Origin of the sequence: Paenarthrobacter sp. AT5 (assembly GCF_032764245.1) — a bacterium.
Lineage (GTDB): Bacteria > Actinomycetota > Actinomycetes > Actinomycetales > Micrococcaceae > Arthrobacter > Arthrobacter ureafaciens.
The window spans coordinates 2,000,123-2,018,818 of sequence record NZ_CP136441.1 but is presented as its reverse complement, the minus strand read 5'-3'; the positions used below and the strand labels follow the sequence as shown (position 1 = coordinate 2,018,818).

Here is an 18,696-nt window from a genome sequence, read left to right as displayed (position 1 = left end):
CAGCCGGATCATATCGTCAACAATGCACAATCTTCGTCGACAGTAGACGACGGTATCCAGAGAAGAGAGACGCTATGACAGCCTTCACCATCCTCCCTGCGCTGCCGGTGGCACCGGACCCTCAACGCCTCGAGCGCGCGGATGAGGTAATCCGCTCCCTCAACTTGCCCACCCATGGCATCGCCGTCCATGACCCCGCGACCGCCGAGACCATTGCCCACGTTCCGGACTCCGACGCAGACGGCGCACTGACTGCCATTGGCAAGGCCGACGCAGCTGGGTCGGCCTGGACCCGCAGCAGCCTTCGCCAGCGCGCGGACGTACTGCACGCGTGGTACCACGAGCTGGTTGCGCACCGAGGAGTTGGCACATCTCATCTCACGCGAGATGGGCAAGCCACTTGCCGAGGCCCGGGGCGAGGTCAAGTACGGCACCGACTTTGTCCGCTGGTACGCCGAAGAAGCAGTACGGCCCGCCGGGAACTTTCGGGACACGCCCGACGGCGGCGCAAGCCTCCTTACGCGGCGCTCACCCGTTGGGCTGGCGGTACTGATCACGCCTTGGAACTTCCCCCTGGCCATGGCCACCCGGAAAATCGCACCGGCTCTGGCGGCGGGATGCCCCGTCGTCATCAAGCCCGCGACCCTCACTCCCCTGACGACGTACTTTGCCATCCATCTCGCCATTGAGGCGGGCGTGACCGAAGACCTGATCCAGGTCATCACGACATCCAATTCCGGAGCTTTCAGCGAAGCCGTCCTGCTCTATCCCCGGGTTCGGAAAGTTTCGTTCACCGGATCGACACCGGTGGGCCGCCAACTCCTGCAGCTTGCCGCCCGGAACGTGCTCCGCAGCTCCATAGAACTCGGCGGCAACGCACCCCTGATCATCTTCGACGACGCAGACTTGATCGCGCAGTGGAAGGCACATTCGCTGCCAAACTGCGCAATGGCGGACAGTCCTGCATCGGGGCAAACCGCATCTATGTCCAGGAGACAATTGCAGACGATTTTGCTGCGGCGCTCACCGAACGCTTCGCAAAGGTCGCCGTATGAAGCGGCCTGAGCCGCGATACAGGACTCGGCGCGCTGATCGACGACCGGGCAGTGGCCCAGGTGCGGGCCTATACAAGGAACGCCGTGGATTTGGGCGCCAGCTTGCTGACGGGCGGCCATGGTTACGACTCCCCCGGAAATTTCTTTGCCCCGACCATTCTGGACCACGTCACCGAAGACACCGATGTTGCCAGATCAGAAATTTTTGGACCGATCGCCGCCATACAGCGATTCAGCACAGAGGACGAAGCGGTAACCCGCGCCAACGCCACTGAGTTCGGCCTGGCTGGCTACGTCTTCACGGAAAACCTCGACCGCGCTTTGAATGTCGCGGACCGACTCGAGACGGGGATCGTGGGTATCAACCAAGGCGTCCCGTCGAATGCGGGCGCCCCCTTCGGCGGCATCAAGCAGTCCGGCCTCGGAAGCGAGGGAAGCGCCGAAGGTCTTAAAGAATATGAAAACATTCGGTTCTACGACGTCGCCCGCCGGGCCACGGCCTAAGATCGGCGCTTCAGGCACCGTTGGCCGGCGCGGAGGCTGAGGCGCCGGCTTTGTCGGAAGACCCGGCGGCGCACGCCTGCGGGAGCGAGGGGTCGGAAATAAATCGTTGACAATCTACAAAAGGCGGCGTATTGTCGACAATCGACGGGATCCTTGTACTGGAGATGGTCATGTGAGCACTTCGTCGACAATCGGCAAGAATTAGCAGCAGGAGACAATTGTGGTTTTTCAAAACAAGCCAAAGTTCGTCACGTTCGACATGAACGGGACGCTCATCAAATTTGCGATCAACGACACCATGCGCGACGTCTTGGGCGTTCGCCTGCCCGTAGAGGTAGCGGACGAGTACTTGCGGCTTTGCAAGGCGTATCGGATCGACGAGTGCACGGGCGAGTACAAGCCGTTCCACCAGATTGTCGCCGACTCCATGGCGCGCGCTTCACGCAAAGTGGGCATTGAGTTCCGCGCCGAGGACGCCCGCGAGGTCTACGACAGGATTCCCACGTGGGGTCCTTACCCCGGCGTGACCGAAGCGTTGAACCGCTTGGCAGAAGCAGTACCGCTAGTGATCATCACCAACAGCGACACCGCGGTCGCCGAGCGCCTCGCCGCCAATCTCAAGGCTCCCTTCGAGGTCATCATTACCGCCGAGCAAATGGGCATGTACAAACCGCGGCTCGGTGCCTTCGAGTACATGTTCGACAAGCTTGGAGTCTCCCCCGACGAGATCGTCCATGTCTCCGCCAGCCCGATGTACGACCACCGCTCGGCAGCCATCATGGGCATCGAGAACAAGGTGTACGTCGACCGCGGCTTCGAGCACGACGAGCACTGGCTCAACTACGAGCGAATCACCGACATCGCGGACCTGCCGACTCTCTTTGGCCTGCCGCGTTCGGTTTCCTGAAACGAGGCACACAGGTGATTCGTTGCCGGGCAGTCGCATCATGAGCCTTCCTTTACCTCAATCAGTCCGGGGCGGGACTGCTTCGCAAAGGTTGGCGAATCTGGGATTGGAGCTCCCGGTGCTGACTGCCAACGCCTACTACGTGGACCACAACCAGGTGGGGGAAAGCATTCACATCTCGGGCCAACTGCCCTTCCGCGACGGTGAACTGCTGGGTAAAGGCGTCGTCGGCCGGGATGTTGACCTGGAGACGGCCAGGGAGCTGGCCCGTCATGCCGCGTTGAATTGCCTCGCCGCCGCTGTCCAGGCCGTGGGCGACCTTGACAAGGTCCGGGTCGTGCAGATGCTGGTGTTCGTATCCAGTCCGCCGGACTTTGGTCTGCAGTCCAAGGTCGCAGAAGGGGCAAGTGAATTGCTTATCGAAGTTCTCGGTGAAAAAGGACGCCATTCCCGCACCGCCATAGGAGTAGCCGGGCTGCCACTGAATACTCCTGTCGAGATTCAGATGGTCTGCACGGCCGCTTCTTAGGGGCGCCGCCCTTGTTCGGGACCGGCAAATGCCGGTCCCGAACAAGATCATCATCGAGGAACCGGAACCTCCAACCTCGAATTTTTGACAACTCAGAATCATGAGGAGTAAACGTGAACCGGCTTCAACGGGTGCTGGAGGCACTGGCTGCCAGGATTGACACCCCCGCCCCCATCATTTTGACCGACGTGATGCAGGGCAACATCGACCGTGTGCAGGCTTTTGCCAAGGAACGTGGACTGAATGTCCGTCCGCATGTGAAGACGCATAAGTGCCTCGAGATCGGGCGGCGCCAGATCAAGGCCGGGGCGGTCGGCATTACCGCAGGCAACGTGGGCGAAGCAGAAGTTTTCGCAGCGGCAGGGTTTGACGACATCTCCATCGCCTACCCGATCTGGCCTTCAGGGACCAAGGGATTGCGGCTCCGGAAGCTTGCTGTCACCACACGGCTACGGGTCGGCGTCGACAACTTTTCGGCAATCGATGCCATCGCTGAGGCTATGGGTTCTGATGCCGGACGGCTGGAGGTCGTGATTGAGGTTGATTGCAGAGCCGGCCGATCTGGCGCTCCCCCTCAGGCCGCCGGCGACCTCGCCGTCGCCGCACGTAAGAGAGGCCTGGTACCGGTGGGCGTCTTCACCTACCCCGGCCACGGGAGTTCCGGACCGGACGCCCGCAAGCGTGCCGCAATGGACCAGGAAGCAGCGCTGACCGACGCCGTGCGTAGCTTCAAGGCCGTAGGCATCACTGCCGACGTGGTCAGCGCAGGCTCCACACCCACCATCGAATTCGCAACGAGCGGCATCATCACCGAAATCCGGCCCGGTGAATACGTTTTCAACGATCTCAACAACACCCGGCTTGGTGCCTGCACCGAAGACCAGATCGCCCTGTTCGTCGCTGGAACCGTGGTCAGTGATTGGGTTCCTAAACAGGTCATCCTTGATGTGGGCACCAAAGCATTGAGCAGGGAAGGCAACCCGGAAATCGGCTTCGGTGCAGTGGCCGGCACTCAGGCAGTCCTTTCCAAACTCAACGAATACCACGGCTTCCTGCCGCTGCCCTCGGGTGCTCAATTCCCGATCGGCACAGTGCTGCCCGTGGTCCCGAACCACGTGTGCCCCGTAGTGGTCAACTTCGAGGAATACATCGTCACCGACAGTACGGGCACCACCTTGGAACACTGGCCCGTCGACGCCCGCGGCTTCCTCAACTAAGCACATCGGACAGGTACGACTCCACGACCTGCCCACCACAAATTCCAACCAGGAGAATCAGACATGAGACTTGACAAAGTTACGGCCCTGGTCACCGGTGCCAACAGTGGAATCGGGCAAGCTGTGTGCGCCCACTTCCGCCGCGAAGGGGCACGGTTGCTGCTGACCGGACGCAAGGAACAGATCGACGGCGCGCAACCCGGGGACCTGTACGTCCCGGGAGACCTCAACGACGAGGAGTTCGTCAAAAGTCTCGCCCGGGAGGCTGCCGAAACGTACGGCACCGTCGACGTCGTCGTACTCAACCATGGCCTTCAAGTCAGTGGCCCGCTGACCGAGATGGCCTACGAGGACGCGAAGAACGTGCTTCACAGCAACCTGCTCAGCTCGTTCCTGGTGATGAAGCACTTCGCGCCGCTGATGCCTGCTACCGGAGGATCTTTTGTCCTGGTCAGCTCGCGGCTCGGGATGGTAGGCAAGCCGGATGAGGTCTTGTACTCTGCAGCCAAGGGCGGCCTGATCATGCTCGCAAAGGGCGCAGCCATCGAGTGGGCCGAGCGAAACATCCGAGTGAACGTCGTCGCGCCCGGCCTCACGGCCACGCCGGTCATCGAAGCCTCGTTCCAGCGAAGGACCGACCCGGAGGCCTACCGCCGTCAACGTGAAGGACAGATCCCCCTCCAGCGTTTAGCCACGCCCCAGGAAATCGCTGATGCAGTCCTCTTCCTCGCATCATCGGAGTCGTCCTACGTCACCGGTGCCACACTGCCCGTCGACGGCGGATATACCGCCTTCTAATTGCTGACAAACAACGTAGGACTACAAATGACAACCGCCACGGCAGTACACCGAAACGGAGACCTCGGCTTTTGGATGGCCGGACTCGAAGACAAGAAGCGCTCCTATGCCCGGTTCGCCGGGGAGCATTCTTTAGACCTGGCAATCGTGGGAGGCGGTTACACGGGACTGTGGGCGGCCTACTTCGCCAAGAAGCTCGAACCCTCACTCTCGGTTGCGGTCTTCGAAGCAGAACAGATTGGATATGGCGCCTCCGGCCGGAACGGCGGCTGGCTGTCGGCGATGCCCGCTGGGAACCGTGCCCGGTTCGCCCGGGCAACGACGGATGGTATCGAGGCCAGCCGCGCCCTGCAGCGGGAGTTTGTTGCCGGCGTCGACGCCGTCTTGGAGATCCTGCGCGAGGAAGGCATCGATGCTGATCAGCGCAAGAGCGGTGCGCTGGTCGCTGCCCACACAAAAGCAGGCCTCGACCGACTCGTTTCCAGGCGCGACGCTGATTGGAAGTACGGGTTGACCGAAGACGACGTCTATCTAATCGGCCGTGACGAGTTCAAGAAAGAAGTAGACATCTCCACCGTCCACGGGGGTCTGGTCTATAAGCACTGTGCACGTATCCATCCGGCAAAACTCGTCCACGGACTGGCGGGCACTCTCACATCCATGGGCGTCAGCATCTACGAGGGCAGTCGTGTCGGGAGCATCAACGGAAAGACCCTGACGCTGGACAACGGGCGGGTGACCGCTGAAAAGACCTTCATCTGCACCGAGGGGTACTCCGGTCCCCTGCTTGGCAGCAGGAGCCTGATACCCATCAACTCCTCGATGATAGTGACCAAGCCCCTGCCGGACGAAGCATGGCGACACATCGGCTGGAATGGACCGCAGTGCCTCAGCGACTCCGCGCACACCTTCATCTACTCCCAGAGGACAGCCGACGGCCGCATTGCCATCGGCGGCCGGGGAAAACCCTACCGGTATAACTCCGGGACGGGCGGTGCAGGTTCAACCGCCGGGTCCACCGTCGACCTGCTGTCCACCAAGCTTCGTACCTTCTTCCCGGACATAGACTTCGAAGTAGAGCATGCCTGGTCCGGTGTTCTCGGGGTGACCCGGGACTGGAACGGAGGCGTTCACTGGGATCAGGCTTCCGGAATCGGTTCATCAACCGGATACGCCGGGCACGGCGTCACCGCGGCATATCTGGGCGGCAGGACTCTGGTGGAACTGGCATTCGAACAGAAGACAGAGCGAACGTCACTTCCCTGGGTGGGATACCGGCCGCCTAGATGGGAACCCGAGCCGATTCGCTGGCTAGGTGTCCATAGCATGTACAGCCTGTTCGGCTTTGCTGACACGTGGGAGGAACACCGGAATTCCACCAAGACCTCGCTCCTGGCCAAGTTCGGCAGCAGGCTCGCTGGCCTCCACGAGTAGCTTGGCCCACGTTTGGGGGCCCCTGCCGGTATGATCGACAATCGACAGAAAGGTGGCCAATGGACAAGAAATTCACTTGGCAGGAACAGCGGACCACGACGCCGGACGGAGTGTACCGCGTGCTGCGTACAGCGATCCTGGTTGGAACTGTGCCTCCGGGAGAACAGTTACGTGAGACGCACATTGCCACGGATCTCGGTATCAGCCGATCACCCCTCCGGGAAGCACTCACCCGGCTTGAAGAGGAGGGATTGGTAGTAAAGGTCCCGTTCAAGGGATCGTTCGTAGTGGAGGTGAGTGCCCGCGACATCGCCGAAATCGCTTCGATTCGACTGCTCGTCGAGCCTTACGCCGCAGAACTCTCCGCCGCGACGCTGCGCGGTCCCGAGCGGCTGAAGCTGAAGCACACCATCGAGGAACTTTACCGCGCCGCGGACACAAGCGATATTCCTGCCAGCATTGACGCCCACCTCCGTTTCCACAAGCTGTTTTACGAGTTCTCCGGGAATAAGGCATTGCACGCGCTGTGGAACGGGTGGGAGAACAAGCTAAGGCTCTATTTCGCCGCCGACCATCCTACTTACAACGACCTTCATGAGCTCGCCGTTGAGCACGAGAGGCTCGCTGAGCATGCCCTCGAGGGAGACACGGAAGCCTTTCGCCGGGAAATGAAGAAACAGTTCCACAACGCGCTCAAAGGCGAAGAAGCCACGGACCGCGGCTGAGTGGCCGCGGCCCAAACATTGCCTGTCAAAGCGTGGTGGCATCCAGGACAAACCTGAACCGGACGTCGCTGGCCAGGACCCGGTCAAAGGCTTTGTTGATGTGTGCAGCGTCCACTACTTCGACTTCCGCTCCCAGGCTGTGGGCGGCACAGAAATCGAGCATTTCCTGGGTTTGCCGGATTCCGCCCATCTTGGAACCGCTGAGATTACGCCGCGCCGAGATCAGGGACCACGCGCGCTGGCTCAGCGGCTTCGAAGGAAGCCCCACCAGGACCAGCGTGCCTCCCAAACCCAGCAGAGAAAGGAACTGGTCCACGTCAATTTCTGCGGAAACGGTATTAATGATCAGATCGAACCTGTCCCGCAGCAAAGCGAAGGTTTCATGGTCCGGCGTCGCGAAGAAGTGATCGGCTCCGAGCCGGCGTGCATCCTCTTCCTTCTTCCGGGACTGGCTCAACACCGAGACTTCGGCTCCCATCGCGGCGGCAAGCTTTACACCCAAGTGTCCCAGGCCACCCATGCCGACTATGGCCACGCGTTTGCCGGGTCCCGTCCCCCACTGGCGGAGCGGCGTATACATGGTGATTCCCGCGCAAAGGAGAGGCGCGGCAGCCTCCGGCGCCAGCCCGTCGGGAATACTCAGCACATAATTTTCGTCCACGACGATGCTGGTGCTGTAGCCGCCGGCAGTGGGCAGCCCATCAGGTCCAATGGAGTTGTAGGTGCTTGTTGAACCGTTCAGGCAGTATTGTTCCTCTCCGGAGCGGCAGTTCACGCACTCCCGACAGGAATCCACGAAGCATCCCACTCCGACCAGGTCGCCTACGGCATGGCGTGTCACACGCACACCTGCGGTCTCCACAACGCCTACGACTTCATGTCCAACCACCAGCGGATAACGCACCTGCGACCATTCGCCACGGGCCGCATGAATGTCGGAGTGGCAGATACCGGTATAGAGGATGGAGATCAGGACCTCATGATCTCCGGGCTCTCTGCGGGTGATGGTCCCGGGCCTCAGAGGTAAGTTCGGTGCGTCTGCGACGTAGGCCTTGGCTTGTGAAGGCACGGGGGTGTCCTTTCAGTTCGAAGTGTGCCGTGCTGTCTTCGAGGCGCGCTTTTCCCCTGCATGCGTGGTCCAGGCTGCCGACAATCCTCCGCCGCCGATCGTCAGGAGCAACAGCCCGCTCACCAGATTGAGAGCGCCGTTGGCAAAGACACAGGTAGTACCACCCGTGACAGCCAGGACTGCCATCACGGCTGCGAAAGCACGCATGTGGAGGTGGCCCTAGTTGGAGGGGAAGTTGTAGGAAGCGCCGGAGGCGTGGTGGGTTTCGGGCCAGCGGGAGGTCACTACCTTGCCGCGGGTGTAGAAGGAGACGCCTTCGGGGCCGTAGATGTGCTTGTCACCGAACAGGGAGGCTTTCCAGCCGCCGAAGGAGTGGTAGGCCACCGGGACCGGCAGGGGAACGTTGATGCCGATCATGCCCACGGTGACCGAGCGCTGGAACTTCCGGGCTGCGGCTCCCGAGGAGGTGAAGATCGCGGTGCCGTTGCCGTACGGGTTGGAGTTGATCAGCTTGATGCCCTCTCCGAGGGTGTCCACGCGGACCACCACCAGGACGGGTCCGAAGATTTCCTCCTGGTAGGCGGTCATCTCGGTCTTGACGTGGTCGATCACCGTCGGGCCCACCCAGAAGCCGTCTTCGTGCCCCGGGACGACCAGGTCACGGCCGTCGACCACCATCGCAGCACCGGCGGTTTCGGCTTCGGTGACGATCCGGAGGATGCGCTCCTTGGAGGCCGGAGTGATCACCGGGCCCATTTCAGCGCCGGGCTCGGTGCCGTTGCTGACCTTCACGGCCAGGGCACGCTCTTCGACCTTCTTCACCAACAGATCAGCAGCATCCCCGACCGCGACGGCAACAGAGATTGCCATGCACCGCTCCCCCGCCGAGCCGAAAGCAGCGGCAGCGAGGTGGTCCGCGGCGTTGTCCAGGTCAGCGTCCGGCAGCACGATCGCGTGGTTCTTCGCCCCACCCAGGGCCTGGACCCTTTTGCCGTGCTTCGTTGCGGTTTCGTGGACGTACTGGGCGATCGGGGTGGACCCGACGAAGCTGATGCCGTCCACGTCCGGGTGGGTCAGGAGGCCGTCGACGGTGTCCTTGCCGCCGTGCAGGACCTGGAACACGCCGTCGGGCAGGCCGGCTTCCTGCCACAGCCTGGCCAGCAGCAGCGACGGGGACGGGTCCCGCTCGGAGGGCTTGAGGATGAACGCGTTACCGGTGGCGATGGCCATCGGGGCCATCCACAACGGCACCATCACCGGGAAGTTGAACGGGGTAATACCGGCCACCACACCGAGGGGTTCGCGGAAGGAGAAGACGTCAATGCCGGTGGAGACCTGGTCCGAGTAGTCACCCTTGAGCAGCGAGGGGATGCCGCAGGCGAATTCGATGACTTCCAGGCCACGGCCGATCTCGCCCTTGGCATCGGAGAGGACCTTGCCGTGCTCGGCCGTGATCAGTTCAGCGAGTTCGTCCACGTGCGCTGCGACGAGTTCACGGAACTTGAACAGCACCGCGGTGCGCTTGGCCAGGGAAATGTCACCCCACGTGTCAGCAGCTTTGCGGGCAGCCGCCACGGTGCTGTTGAGGTCGTCCTCGTTGGCCAGGCGCAGCTCGGCGGTGACCTGCCCGGTGGCCGGGTTATACACCGGCCGGGTATCGTTTCCTGAACCAGAGGACTCGGCGCCGTTGATGAAGTGGTTGATGGTGGTCAAAGTGGTCGTCGTCGAGGAAGGCATTGGGTTTCCTTAGGCAGGATGAGCTGAAGTTGTTGAAAGGGACAAAGCACGAACGGTTAAATGCCCGGAACGAAACCAAGCTGCTTGTCCACGATGTTTTCGAGTGGTTCGTTGTTGACGTAACGGCGGAGGTTCGCCACGAACAACTTGCCCAGCTCATCAAGGTAGTCCTCCGTGTCGCCGCTCATGTGGGGGGTGAGGATGACGTTCTCCAGGGTCCACAGTGGATGACCTGCAGGCAGGGGTTCAGGATGCACCACATCGAGTGCGGCACCCCTGATCGCCCCTGTGGTGAGCGCATGGACAAGGGCGTCGGTGTCTACCAGTTCCCCACGTCCCACGTTGATGAGCACGGAAGTGTCCTTCATGGCGTCAAGGACCCGCCCGTCCACCAGCCCTTTGGTGTCCAAGGTCAGCGGCGCTGCGAGCACGACGTAGTCGTAGGCATGGACGACGGAAGCCAGCGATTGTGAGGCATGGACTGTACCGAAGGCAGCATCGCCGGCCCGCGCGGTCCTCCCGGCGCCGTCAACAACCATGCCAACGGCCCGGAAAAGGGCGGCGATTTCGCGCCCGATGGATCCTGTTCCCACAACCACGGCGGTCTGCCCCTGGAGCCTGCGTGTGGTCCTGTGTTGCCAACTTTGGGCCTGCTGGAGCTTAAAGGACGCGTGGGAGTCTTTGGCCATGTCCAGAACAAAACCGAGCGCGAACTCCGCGATCGCCCGTGAGAGCACTCCACGGGAATTCGTATAGGTCACGTCACTCGCAACCAGCCCATCGAACATCAACTGGCTCACCCCGGCCGCGGAAACATGCACCCACCGCAGCGACAAAGCCGCATCCCAGTTCTCCCGCAGCGCGGGGGAAAACGAATGCCACTGATACAGCACGTCCGCGCCGTCCAAGGCTTCGGCGAGCCCGTCAGCCTTGGTCAGCCGAACGTCAGCCAGTTCCTGGATCTCGGCCAACCGCGGCGGCAACGCTTCCCGGTACAGCGTTGCCACCACGGGGCGAGGCCGTCCGCCGGAGACGCTCACGACGCCGGTGCTGCCGCGGGGGCCGTGGCAGCGTCCAAGGTCGGAACGGCATCGATGGAATCGATGGCGGCCAGGACCGCAGCCGTGAACTCGGAGGTGGAAGAGGTACCGCCGACATCGCGGGTTCCCAGTCCTTCACGGAGGACCGACTCGAACGCCGCCTGCAGGTGGTTGGCTGCCTGCTTGTGGCCGAGATGTTCCAGCATCATTGCCCCGGACCACATTTGGCCAACCGGATTCGCAAGTCCCTTGCCCGCGATATCCGGCGCCGAGCCATGGACGGGTTCGAAGAGCGACGGGAAGTCGCCTTCCGGATTCAGGTTGGCGCTGGGCGCTACTCCAATGGAACCCGTCACGGCGCTGCCAAGGTCTGACAGGATGTCTCCGAGCAAGTTTGATGCGACGATCACGTCGTAGGTCCACGGCTTCAACACCAGGTGGGCGGCCAAGGCGTCCACCAGCTCACTGCTAAGTGAAATGTCCGGATAGAGCCGGGCCGTTTCTTCAACGACTTCGTCCCAGAACGGCATGGTGTGGATGATGCCGTTGCTCTTGGTGGCCGAGGTCACGCGCCCGCCCCTGGCTGAAGCCTGGGAGGCCGCGTAGTGCGCTGCCCGGGAGACTCCCAAACGCGTGAAAATCGTCTCCTGTATGGCGCTTTCGTGGGGCAACCCGCGGTACATGCGGCCGCCGACTTCCGAGTATTCGCCCTCGTTGTTCTCACGGACAATGAGGATATCGATCGGTTCCTTCGACGCGAGCGGCGACTTCACGCCGTCGAGCGTTTTGACCGGGCGGACGTTGATGTACTGCTGGAATTCGCGGCGGATGGGGATCAACAGCCCCCACAGCGATTCCGCGTCGGAGACCTGCGGCGAGCCGACAGCACCCAGGAAGATGGCCTCGTGCCGGGCCAGCTGCTCAAGGCCATCCTCAGGCATCATCCGGCCGTGGCGCAGGTAGTAGTCCGAACCCCAGTCGAAGTGCGTGAATTGCAGGTCCAGGGAATGAAGCCGGGCGATTCGTTCCAGGCATTCCAGTGCGGCGGGAACAACTTCCTGGCCGATACCGTCACCGGCAATAACGGCAATTTTGTGGGTGGTCATACTGCTCCGTTCGTGGTGGCGGCGAACTGCTGCCAGCCTGAGGATGTTTTAGGCAATTGGATGATGGTGTTCTTTGGTTCGGTCATTTCGCGCACGGTGTGCTTAACGCCTTCCCTTCCTACGCCGCTTCTCTTGAATCCGCCGAAGGGCATCGAATCGATCCGCACGTCGCTGGTCTCGTTGATGACAACTGACCCCACGTGAAGCTGCTGCGCGATGGCCAGTGCTTCACCAAAAGATTCAGTGAAAACGCCGGCCTGAAGGCCAAATTCCGTGTCATTGGCCGCACGAACAGCATCCTGGACCTCGATGAACGGAAGAACACTAACCACCGGGCCGAAGACTTCCTCCCGGATCACACGGCAAGCGGACGGGACGTCCGTGAGGACAGTTGGGGCAAAGTATGCACCAAGCCGACGTCCGCCGACGTGGACGGTGGCACCAGCGGCCTTCGCCTCTTCCACCCAATCCTCCACGCGCCGCGCCTCCGCTTCGCTGATGAGGGGCCCGATATCTGTTGTGCGTTCCAGCTTCGGGCCGGACCGCAGCGCTTTGGTTCCGCGCACAACGTCATCAAGGACCCGTTCGAAGAGTGAAATGTGTACGTAGACCCTCTGGACGGACAGGCAGTTCTGGCCAGCCACGCCGAAAGCCCCTGCCACGATCGCCTGCGCAGCTTCTCCTGCGTTCGCATCAGCGCAGACGATCGTGGCATTGTTGCCGCCAAGTTCCGAGAGGATTTTCTTGGCGCCGGCGGATGAAGCAATCCTGTCCGCCGTTTTTGGCCCCCCGGTGAAAGAGATCAAGTCCACCTGGGGGTCAGTCACAAGGGCCTCGGAAACGCCCGGGCCCGCAACGATTGCAGCCACCCGCCCGGCGGGTACTCCAGCGTCCAATAGCAACTGAATGAAGGCCAGCCCTGTCAGGGGCGTCCGTCCGGAAGGTTTGAGCACGACGCCGTTGCCTCCGATGAGCGCCGGGCCCAGCTTATGCGCCACAAGGTTCAGCGGATCGTTGAACGGCGTGATGGCTGCAACGATTCCCACAGGCTTGCGGTTGTACCAACCAAGCTTTCCCGTGCCTGCCAAACTGTCTTCGAAAGCCAGGGTCTCGCCCTGGAGCTCTCCGGAGGCAGCAGCCGAAAGCCTGAGCGTCTCGATGCAACGGAGGACTTCACGTTCGGCTTCGTTGATGGTCTTGCTGCTTTCTGCAGCAATGATGTTGGCGAAACGTACCGCCTGTCCGCGAAGCAATTCAGCCGCCTTTTCCAAAGACTCCCTACGCCGGCGCAGGGGCCAATCAACCTCCAGCAAATGCCGGTGGATGTGGGCAACGGCGCGTCGCACGTCCTCCGGGGTGGACGAACATACGGTTCCCAGAAGGAGCCCATCTTCAGGATCCCGGACTTCGACGGTCATGTCCGTCGTTTGCCAGGTTCCTTCAAAGAAGGCGCCTCCCTGCAGGTCTGCGACCTGTGTCCGCTGGTATGCGGTCTCTCCGACGGATTTTGGCCGCAGCCCACCCACGGTTGTCTTTGTCGTCATCCGAAGCCTTACTGATTGATACTTGCTGTGTTGCCTGAAGCGGGTTTACTTCACGCGGTCGATGATCTTGGCCGCAGCGCCGATGAAGGGCAGGAACCACGGCGGGCCGAAGTGGCCGGGCACCGGGGGGTTCTTCAAGTCGCCCCACACGTTCGCGGACTTGTCCCCTCCCATGTAATGGGCCATGCGCTTGCCCATGTGGGCCGCCATCTGGACACCATGCCCGCTGTAGTTGAGCGAGTAGAAAAGTCCATCGTGCTCCCCGGCGTGGACCATCTGGTCCATGGACAGGTCCACCAGTCCGCCCCAGATGTAATCCACCTTTGCGTTGGACAGGTACGGGAAGAGTTCGAGCATGGCCTTGCGGAGAATTGCGGCACTCTTGACATCCGAGTCCGGGCTGGAAAGCGCGAACCTGGCACGGCCCCCGAAAAGAAGCCTGTTGTCCGGGGTGATCCGGAAGTAGTAGGTCAGCATCTTGCTGTCGGAAGCCATCCGGCGATTCGGCAGGATCCGGTTGACCACGTCTTCCGGCAACGGTTCGGTACAGATGATGAAGCTGCCAACAGGAATCACCCGGCGCTGCATCCACGGGGTGACGTTGCCCGTGTATCCGCTGGTGGCCACGAGCACCTGCTTCGCCCGCGCGATGCCGCGCGTCGTATGCACGTCATAAACCGTGCCGTTGACCCGCTTCAGTTCCGTCACGCCTGCGTTCTCGCAGACCTGTGCGCCGGCGTTGGCTGCCGCGCCGGCCAGTCCGTGGGCGAACTTGCCCACGTGGAGTCCGGCTCCCAAGGGGTCCATCATGGCGCCCTGGTAGAAGTTGGTTCCGATCTCGCTGTGGATATCGGCCTTCGGAATCAGCGTGACATGGTGGTCCACGAGCTTGGCCAGCAACTCCTGGGACTTTTTGAAGCCGTCGTTGTGCGACTCGTGGTAGGCCAGCGAGAGCTTGCCGAAGCGGTTGAAGTCGCAATCGATCGCGTAGTCATGGACCAGCTTCTCGATGCTGTCGATCGCGTCGTTGTACTCGCGGAAGTACTCCACGGCACGGGCCTCGCCGTACCGCTTGACCGCTGAGCTGAAACCGATGGCGAGCCCGGTCGTGGCCATTCCGCCGTTGCGGCCGGATGCCCCCCAGCCCACGGTGTGGCGTTCGAAGACCGCGACGCTCGCGCCCTGCCGGGCAAACTCAAGCGCAGCGGACAAGCCTGTAAAGCCGGCACCGATAACCGCGACGTCGACGTTATCCGGCACGGGCGTGCTGCGGTAGTCACCGGAAGGCTCGGCTGTGTCCAGCCAGTAAGGGATGAGTTTCACGGGATGGCCTTTCGCCTCAGGGAATCGGGATCAGAGACCGAGGTGCTTATTGATCTCGTCGAGGGACTTCACGCTGAACATGTCGTAGCCCGTAGTGACAGGGTCATAGCCACGGTCGAGCAACACAAGGTTCCGGAAGCCCAGGTCGTGCATCGGATGCACGTCATACCGGGTGTGCGAAGAAATGTGGAGGAAGTCCTCAGGCTTGGCGTTCAAGGTGTCCAGCATGTACTCGAAGGCCTGGTAGCGCGGTTTGTAGGCCTGTGCCTGCTCCGCGGTCAGCACTGCGTGGAACTCAGCGCCGAGCCTGGGGATGCTGATGTCCAGGAAGCTGTCATCTGCGTTGGAGAGAGCCACCAGCTTGTAGTTGTCGCCCATCAGCTTCAGCGGTGCCTGCACGTCGTCGTGCGCAACCCAACCGCGCACGGCATCTGCAAACGCCGCCCCTGCACCTTCAGTGGGTCCGATTCCCCAACGCTTGCACACCCTGTCGAAGGAATCCTGCAGGATTTGCTCGTACGGCTTGAAGTCACCAAGGACCTCGTCAAACCGGTAGCCGCGGAACTGCCTCTTGAACTCCGGCCACTGCTCCTCGGAAATGCGACCATCCAGCAGTCGACGGGTAGTTGGATCGATGTCGAAGTTGATGAGCGTGCCGTAGACATCGAAGGAGATGTACTTCGGGCGGAAGTTGGTCTCTGCCATGGGAATTTCCGTTCATTCGGGAGGCGGGGCGGGTCTGCCCTGGATATGGACATGTTCATTGGGAGCGAACCAGAGCGGGCTGGAGCGGCCACAGTGTTGCTGCCGGATATCTAGACTGTAGAAGCCAAAATTGTAAATTGTCAACAGTTCTCCGCGATCCCTGTGGATGGAAGTCACCTTGGAGAAGCCAAGAAAACTTCAGTGTGAATTGTTGACAATCTACTCTTTTGGAGGTTGCATTGCTCTTAGACGCAGGAGAGATCCGCATCACATTCCAGCTCCGCCGGACATCGACGGGACGCACATAATACTCCTGGTGACTGTCAAATCCCCCAGCTGAAACCCTCGAAGGGAAGCATCATGAAGACCATATTCAAGGCACAGACAACGGCTGCAGGCATAGCCCTGCTGCTTGCTTTGAGCGCATGCGGAGGTGCCGCCAACAGCGACTCCGCCAGCAGTGAGTCGGCGGACACCAGCCTGACCAACAACACCAGAGACATCTCCGAGGGTGTGCAGCCTGACCAAGCCGCGGTGGCATTGTTGCCGCAGTCGATCAAGGACAAGGGTGAACTGACGGTCGCCATGGACCTTCACTACCCGCCCACGACGTTCCTGGCCGAGGACAACAGCACACCGATCGGCTTGAACCCGGACGTCGCCCGGCTCATCGCCAAGAAGCTGGACTTGAAACTGAAGTTCGTGGACACGAAGTTCGACACGATCATCCCGGGTCTGGACGGCGGACGTTTCGACTTTACCGTCACCACAATGGCCAAGACCGAAGAGCGCCTGAAGGTCCTGGACATGATCGACTACTTCAAGGCCGGCAACTCGGTCGTTGTGGCGGCAGGGAACCCGCTGAACCTATCTATGGAGACCCTGTGTGGCAAGAATGTTGCAGTGACGCAGGGCTCTACCGGTCAGCTCAAGCGCCTTCCGGCACTGAGCGAGCAGACCTGCACCTCCAAGGGCCAGCCCGCGATCAACGCTGTAACGCTGCCCAACATTCAGGAAGCTCTGACGCAGCTGCACTCCAAGCGCATCGACGGCATCCTCTATGACACAACCGCTCTCGGCTGGGCAGCCAGGCAGCAGCCGGACTCCTTCACTCTCCTGGGCCGGGTCAACGTCGGCTCCAGCGACCTATCTGCCGCCGGCCTTAAAAAGGGTTCGCCGCTGACCCCGGCTATGCAGGCGGCTATCCAGTCGGTCCTTGGGACCCCGGAGTATCAGGAATCTCTGAAGACTTGGGGCCTGGATTCAGGCGCCATCACTGACGCCAAATTGAACTAGCAGGTTCATGATGAAGCAAGCAACCCTTGACCGGAGCAGACAGACAGTGGACGGCATGGATCCCGCGTTGAAGCCGCGACTGAAGCGGCGCAGCACGTTCGAGTACGTGGCCTGGGCAGTTTCGATCCTCGTGGGTGCCGGCATGCTCTACTCCGTTGCCACCAACCCGAACTTCAAATGGGGAACGGTAGCGAAGTATTTCACGGCGGAATCCATCCTGCGCGGACTGATGCTGACGATCTTCCTCACCATCGCGAGCATGGCCCTCGGTACCCTGCTGGGGCTGCTCCTGGCCATCATGAGGGCATCAAGCGTCAAACCCATCGCCATCGCCGCGGGCGCCTACATCACATTGTTCCGTGGGACCCCTGTGCTGGTGCAGCTGATCTTCTGGTTCAACATCTCCGCCCTTTACCCGAACCTGTCTATCGGTATTCCCTTCACTGATATTGGCACCGCGATTGATACGAACGCCTTGATGGGTCCGATCACCGCCGCGCTGGTGGGTCTGACCTTGAATGAGGCCGCCTATATGGCCGAGATCGTCCGTGGCGGGTTCTCCGCCGTGGGCAAGGGACAGATCGAAGCGGCTGATTCGTTGGGGATGAGCGGTGCCATGAAGATGCGCAAGGTCATCATCCCCCAGGCGATGCCTTCCATCATTCCGGCCACGGGCAACCAGGTGATCGGCATGTTCAAGGAAACCTCCCTGGTCTCCGTCCTGGGCGTGGCCGAACTGCTCCAGAGCGCCCAGCTGATCTACGCCCGCACGTACGAGACCATTCCGCTGCTGATTGTGGCCAGCCTTTGGTATCTCGTCATGACCCTGGTGTTGAGCTACCCGCAGTCCAAGCTCGAACAGAAGTACTCGCACACCTCCGTCCGGATCCCCCGCAAATCCAAAAAAGTCACTTTGACCGCACCGGAAGGAATCGCACGATGAGCACCGCCGGTACCATCCAAGCCAGCCGCATCCGAAAGTCCTTCGGACCCAAGACGGTTCTCAAAGACGTGGACCTCGAGGTCGCCAGCGGTGAGATCTGCTGCATTATCGGCCCTTCGGGCTCGGGCAAGTCCACTCTCCTGCGCTGCATCAACGGCCTCGAAACTGTTGATTCCGGCGTCCTGAAAGTCAATGGTGAAGACTTCGGGTACTACGAAACCGATCATGCCTACCACGCCCTGCCGCCCAAGAAGCTGGCACAGCAGCGGACACGCGTCGGAATGGTTTTCCAGCAGTTCAACCTGTTCCCGAACATGACCGCCCGGGAGAACGTCATGTCCGGGCCCGTTTTGGTCAAGCGGGCGGACAAGAAGGAATCAGCCAAGCGAGCCCAGGAGCTGCTCACCAGCGTTGGCTTGGGTCAGTTCGGGGATCGCTATCCCGCTGAGCTTTCCGGCGGCCAGCAGCAGCGCGTGGCCATCGCACGGTCCCTGGCGATGGACCCTGACATCATCCTCTTTGATGAGCCCACCTCGGCGCTGGACCCCGAGAAGGTTGGTGAAGTCCTCAGCGTCATGCAGGATCTGGCCAAGAGGGGCATGACCATGGTGGTGGTCACCCACGAGATGGGCTTCGCCCGCGAAGTCTCCGATTCCCTCATCTTCATGGACGACGGCATCGTGGTTGAACGAGGCGACGCCCGCGAAATCCTCAGCAACCCTAAAGAACCCCGCACGCAAGCATTCCTGAAGCAGGTCCTCTAA

Annotated in this window: 17 protein-coding genes and 1 pseudogene; 10 read left to right on the top strand and 8 right to left on the bottom strand. The window is 61.3% G+C overall.

Annotated features, from left to right (window positions below; translation table 11 throughout):
• Window positions 1-74 precede the first annotated feature (74 nt).
• The 7 genes and pseudogenes from RI444_RS23090 to RI444_RS09195 all read left to right on the top strand — a co-directional run bounded on the left by RI444_RS23090 (window position 75) and on the right by RI444_RS09195 (window position 7,169).
• Window positions 75-1,559, top strand: a pseudogene (locus tag RI444_RS23090) (NAD-dependent succinate-semialdehyde dehydrogenase).
• Window positions 1,560-1,779: 220 nt separating this feature from the next.
• Window positions 1,780-2,466 (top strand): haloacid dehalogenase type II, encoded by a 687-nt coding sequence (locus RI444_RS09220; protein ID WP_179014996.1) that lies wholly within the window; start codon window positions 1,780-1,782, stop codon window positions 2,464-2,466.
• Window positions 2,467-2,584: 118 nt separating this feature from the next.
• Window positions 2,585-2,995, top strand: coding sequence for a RidA family protein (locus RI444_RS09215; RefSeq protein WP_316963896.1), 411 nt, complete (start codon window positions 2,585-2,587; stop codon window positions 2,993-2,995).
• A 113-nt stretch (window positions 2,996-3,108) separates the two neighbouring features.
• A complete protein-coding gene (locus RI444_RS09210) occupies window positions 3,109-4,212 on the top strand; it encodes an alanine racemase (RefSeq protein WP_207604662.1) in 1,104 nt (367 codons plus the stop codon).
• 63 nt (window positions 4,213-4,275) lie between these two features.
• Complete coding sequence (locus RI444_RS09205) at window positions 4,276-5,010, top strand: SDR family NAD(P)-dependent oxidoreductase (protein WP_179014989.1); 735 nt, start codon at window positions 4,276-4,278, stop codon at window positions 5,008-5,010.
• 27 nt (window positions 5,011-5,037) lie between these two features.
• Entirely contained in the window at window positions 5,038-6,444 is a 1,407-nt protein-coding gene (locus RI444_RS09200; RefSeq protein ID WP_207604661.1) for an NAD(P)/FAD-dependent oxidoreductase, read from the top strand.
• Window positions 6,445-6,503: 59 nt separating this feature from the next.
• Complete coding sequence (locus RI444_RS09195) at window positions 6,504-7,169, top strand: GntR family transcriptional regulator (RefSeq protein WP_207604660.1); 666 nt, start codon at window positions 6,504-6,506, stop codon at window positions 7,167-7,169.
• Window positions 7,170-7,194: 25 nt separating this feature from the next.
• Here the strand turns inward: RI444_RS09195 and RI444_RS09190 are convergent, their stop codons facing one another.
• Genes RI444_RS09190 through RI444_RS09155 form a run of 8 tightly spaced genes read right to left on the bottom strand, consistent with a single transcriptional unit; the run spans window position 7,195 to window position 15,693 of the window.
• Window positions 7,195-8,238, bottom strand: a complete 1,044-nt coding sequence (locus tag RI444_RS09190; protein WP_179014984.1) for an NAD(P)-dependent alcohol dehydrogenase — start codon at window positions 8,236-8,238, stop codon at window positions 7,195-7,197.
• 12 nt (window positions 8,239-8,250) lie between these two features.
• A complete protein-coding gene (locus tag RI444_RS09185) occupies window positions 8,251-8,445 on the bottom strand; it encodes a hypothetical protein (RefSeq protein ID WP_179014982.1) in 195 nt (64 codons plus the stop codon).
• A gap of 12 nt (window positions 8,446-8,457) precedes the next feature.
• Window positions 8,458-9,975: a CoA-acylating methylmalonate-semialdehyde dehydrogenase gene (locus tag RI444_RS09180; RefSeq protein WP_207604659.1), complete on the bottom strand. Its 1,518-nt coding sequence runs from the start codon at window positions 9,973-9,975 to the stop codon at window positions 8,458-8,460.
• Window positions 9,976-10,031: 56 nt separating this feature from the next.
• Window positions 10,032-11,015 (bottom strand): D-2-hydroxyacid dehydrogenase, encoded by a 984-nt coding sequence (locus RI444_RS09175; RefSeq protein ID WP_179014976.1) that lies wholly within the window; start codon window positions 11,013-11,015, stop codon window positions 10,032-10,034.
• Window positions 11,012-12,121 carry a tartrate dehydrogenase gene (locus tag RI444_RS09170; protein ID WP_207604658.1) on the bottom strand — a complete coding sequence of 370 codons (1,110 nt, stop codon included), beginning with the start codon at window positions 12,119-12,121 and terminating at the stop codon, window positions 11,012-11,014. Before RI444_RS09170 ends, RI444_RS09175 begins: the two co-directional genes overlap by 4 nt.
• Entirely contained in the window at window positions 12,118-13,665 is a 1,548-nt protein-coding gene (locus RI444_RS09165; protein ID WP_316963895.1) for an aldehyde dehydrogenase family protein, read from the bottom strand. Before RI444_RS09165 ends, RI444_RS09170 begins: the two co-directional genes overlap by 4 nt.
• 45 nt (window positions 13,666-13,710) lie before the next feature.
• Window positions 13,711-14,988 (bottom strand): NAD(P)/FAD-dependent oxidoreductase, encoded by a 1,278-nt coding sequence (locus tag RI444_RS09160; RefSeq protein ID WP_207604656.1) that lies wholly within the window; start codon window positions 14,986-14,988, stop codon window positions 13,711-13,713.
• Between the two features lie 30 nt (window positions 14,989-15,018).
• Window positions 15,019-15,693, bottom strand: a complete 675-nt coding sequence (locus RI444_RS09155) for a haloacid dehalogenase type II (protein ID WP_207604655.1) — start codon at window positions 15,691-15,693, stop codon at window positions 15,019-15,021.
• Window positions 15,694-16,053: 360 nt separating this feature from the next.
• Here RI444_RS09155 and RI444_RS09150 point away from each other — a divergent pair, with 360 nt between their 5' ends.
• Genes RI444_RS09150 through RI444_RS09140 form a run of 3 tightly spaced genes read left to right on the top strand, consistent with a single transcriptional unit; the run spans window position 16,054 to window position 18,696 of the window.
• Window positions 16,054-16,989 carry an ABC transporter substrate-binding protein gene (locus RI444_RS09150; RefSeq protein WP_144648869.1) on the top strand — a complete coding sequence of 312 codons (936 nt, stop codon included), beginning with the start codon at window positions 16,054-16,056 and terminating at the stop codon, window positions 16,987-16,989.
• Window positions 16,990-16,996: 7 nt separating this feature from the next.
• Complete coding sequence (locus tag RI444_RS09145; protein WP_242703073.1) at window positions 16,997-17,932, top strand: amino acid ABC transporter permease; 936 nt, start codon at window positions 16,997-16,999, stop codon at window positions 17,930-17,932.
• Window positions 17,929-18,696: an amino acid ABC transporter ATP-binding protein gene (locus RI444_RS09140; protein WP_207604654.1), complete on the top strand. Its 768-nt coding sequence runs from the start codon at window positions 17,929-17,931 to the stop codon at window positions 18,694-18,696. The genes RI444_RS09145 and RI444_RS09140 overlap by 4 nt, the downstream gene beginning before the upstream one ends.

Bases quoted from the DNA above. Each gene is read 5' to 3' on its own strand.
- RI444_RS09140 (WP_207604654.1), top strand. From the start codon at position 17,929: ATGAGCACCGCCGGTACCATCCAAGCCAGCCGCATCCGAAAGTCCTTC.
- RI444_RS09180 (WP_207604659.1), bottom strand. From the start codon at position 9,975: ATGCCTTCCTCGACGACGACCACTTTGACCACCATCAACCACTTCATC.
- RI444_RS09145 (WP_242703073.1), top strand. From the start codon at position 16,997: ATGATGAAGCAAGCAACCCTTGACCGGAGCAGACAGACAGTGGACGGC.
- RI444_RS09155 (WP_207604655.1), bottom strand. From the start codon at position 15,693: ATGGCAGAGACCAACTTCCGCCCGAAGTACATCTCCTTCGATGTCTAC.
- RI444_RS09200 (WP_207604661.1), top strand. From the start codon at position 5,038: ATGACAACCGCCACGGCAGTACACCGAAACGGAGACCTCGGCTTTTGG.
- RI444_RS09165 (WP_316963895.1), bottom strand. From the start codon at position 13,665: ATGACGACAAAGACAACCGTGGGTGGGCTGCGGCCAAAATCCGTCGGA.
- RI444_RS09185 (WP_179014982.1), bottom strand. From the start codon at position 8,445: ATGCGTGCTTTCGCAGCCGTGATGGCAGTCCTGGCTGTCACGGGTGGT.
- RI444_RS09170 (WP_207604658.1), bottom strand. From the start codon at position 12,121: ATGACCACCCACAAAATTGCCGTTATTGCCGGTGACGGTATCGGCCAG.
- RI444_RS09150 (WP_144648869.1), top strand. From the start codon at position 16,054: ATGAAGACCATATTCAAGGCACAGACAACGGCTGCAGGCATAGCCCTG.
- RI444_RS09205 (WP_179014989.1), top strand. From the start codon at position 4,276: ATGAGACTTGACAAAGTTACGGCCCTGGTCACCGGTGCCAACAGTGGA.
- RI444_RS09195 (WP_207604660.1), top strand. From the start codon at position 6,504: ATGGACAAGAAATTCACTTGGCAGGAACAGCGGACCACGACGCCGGAC.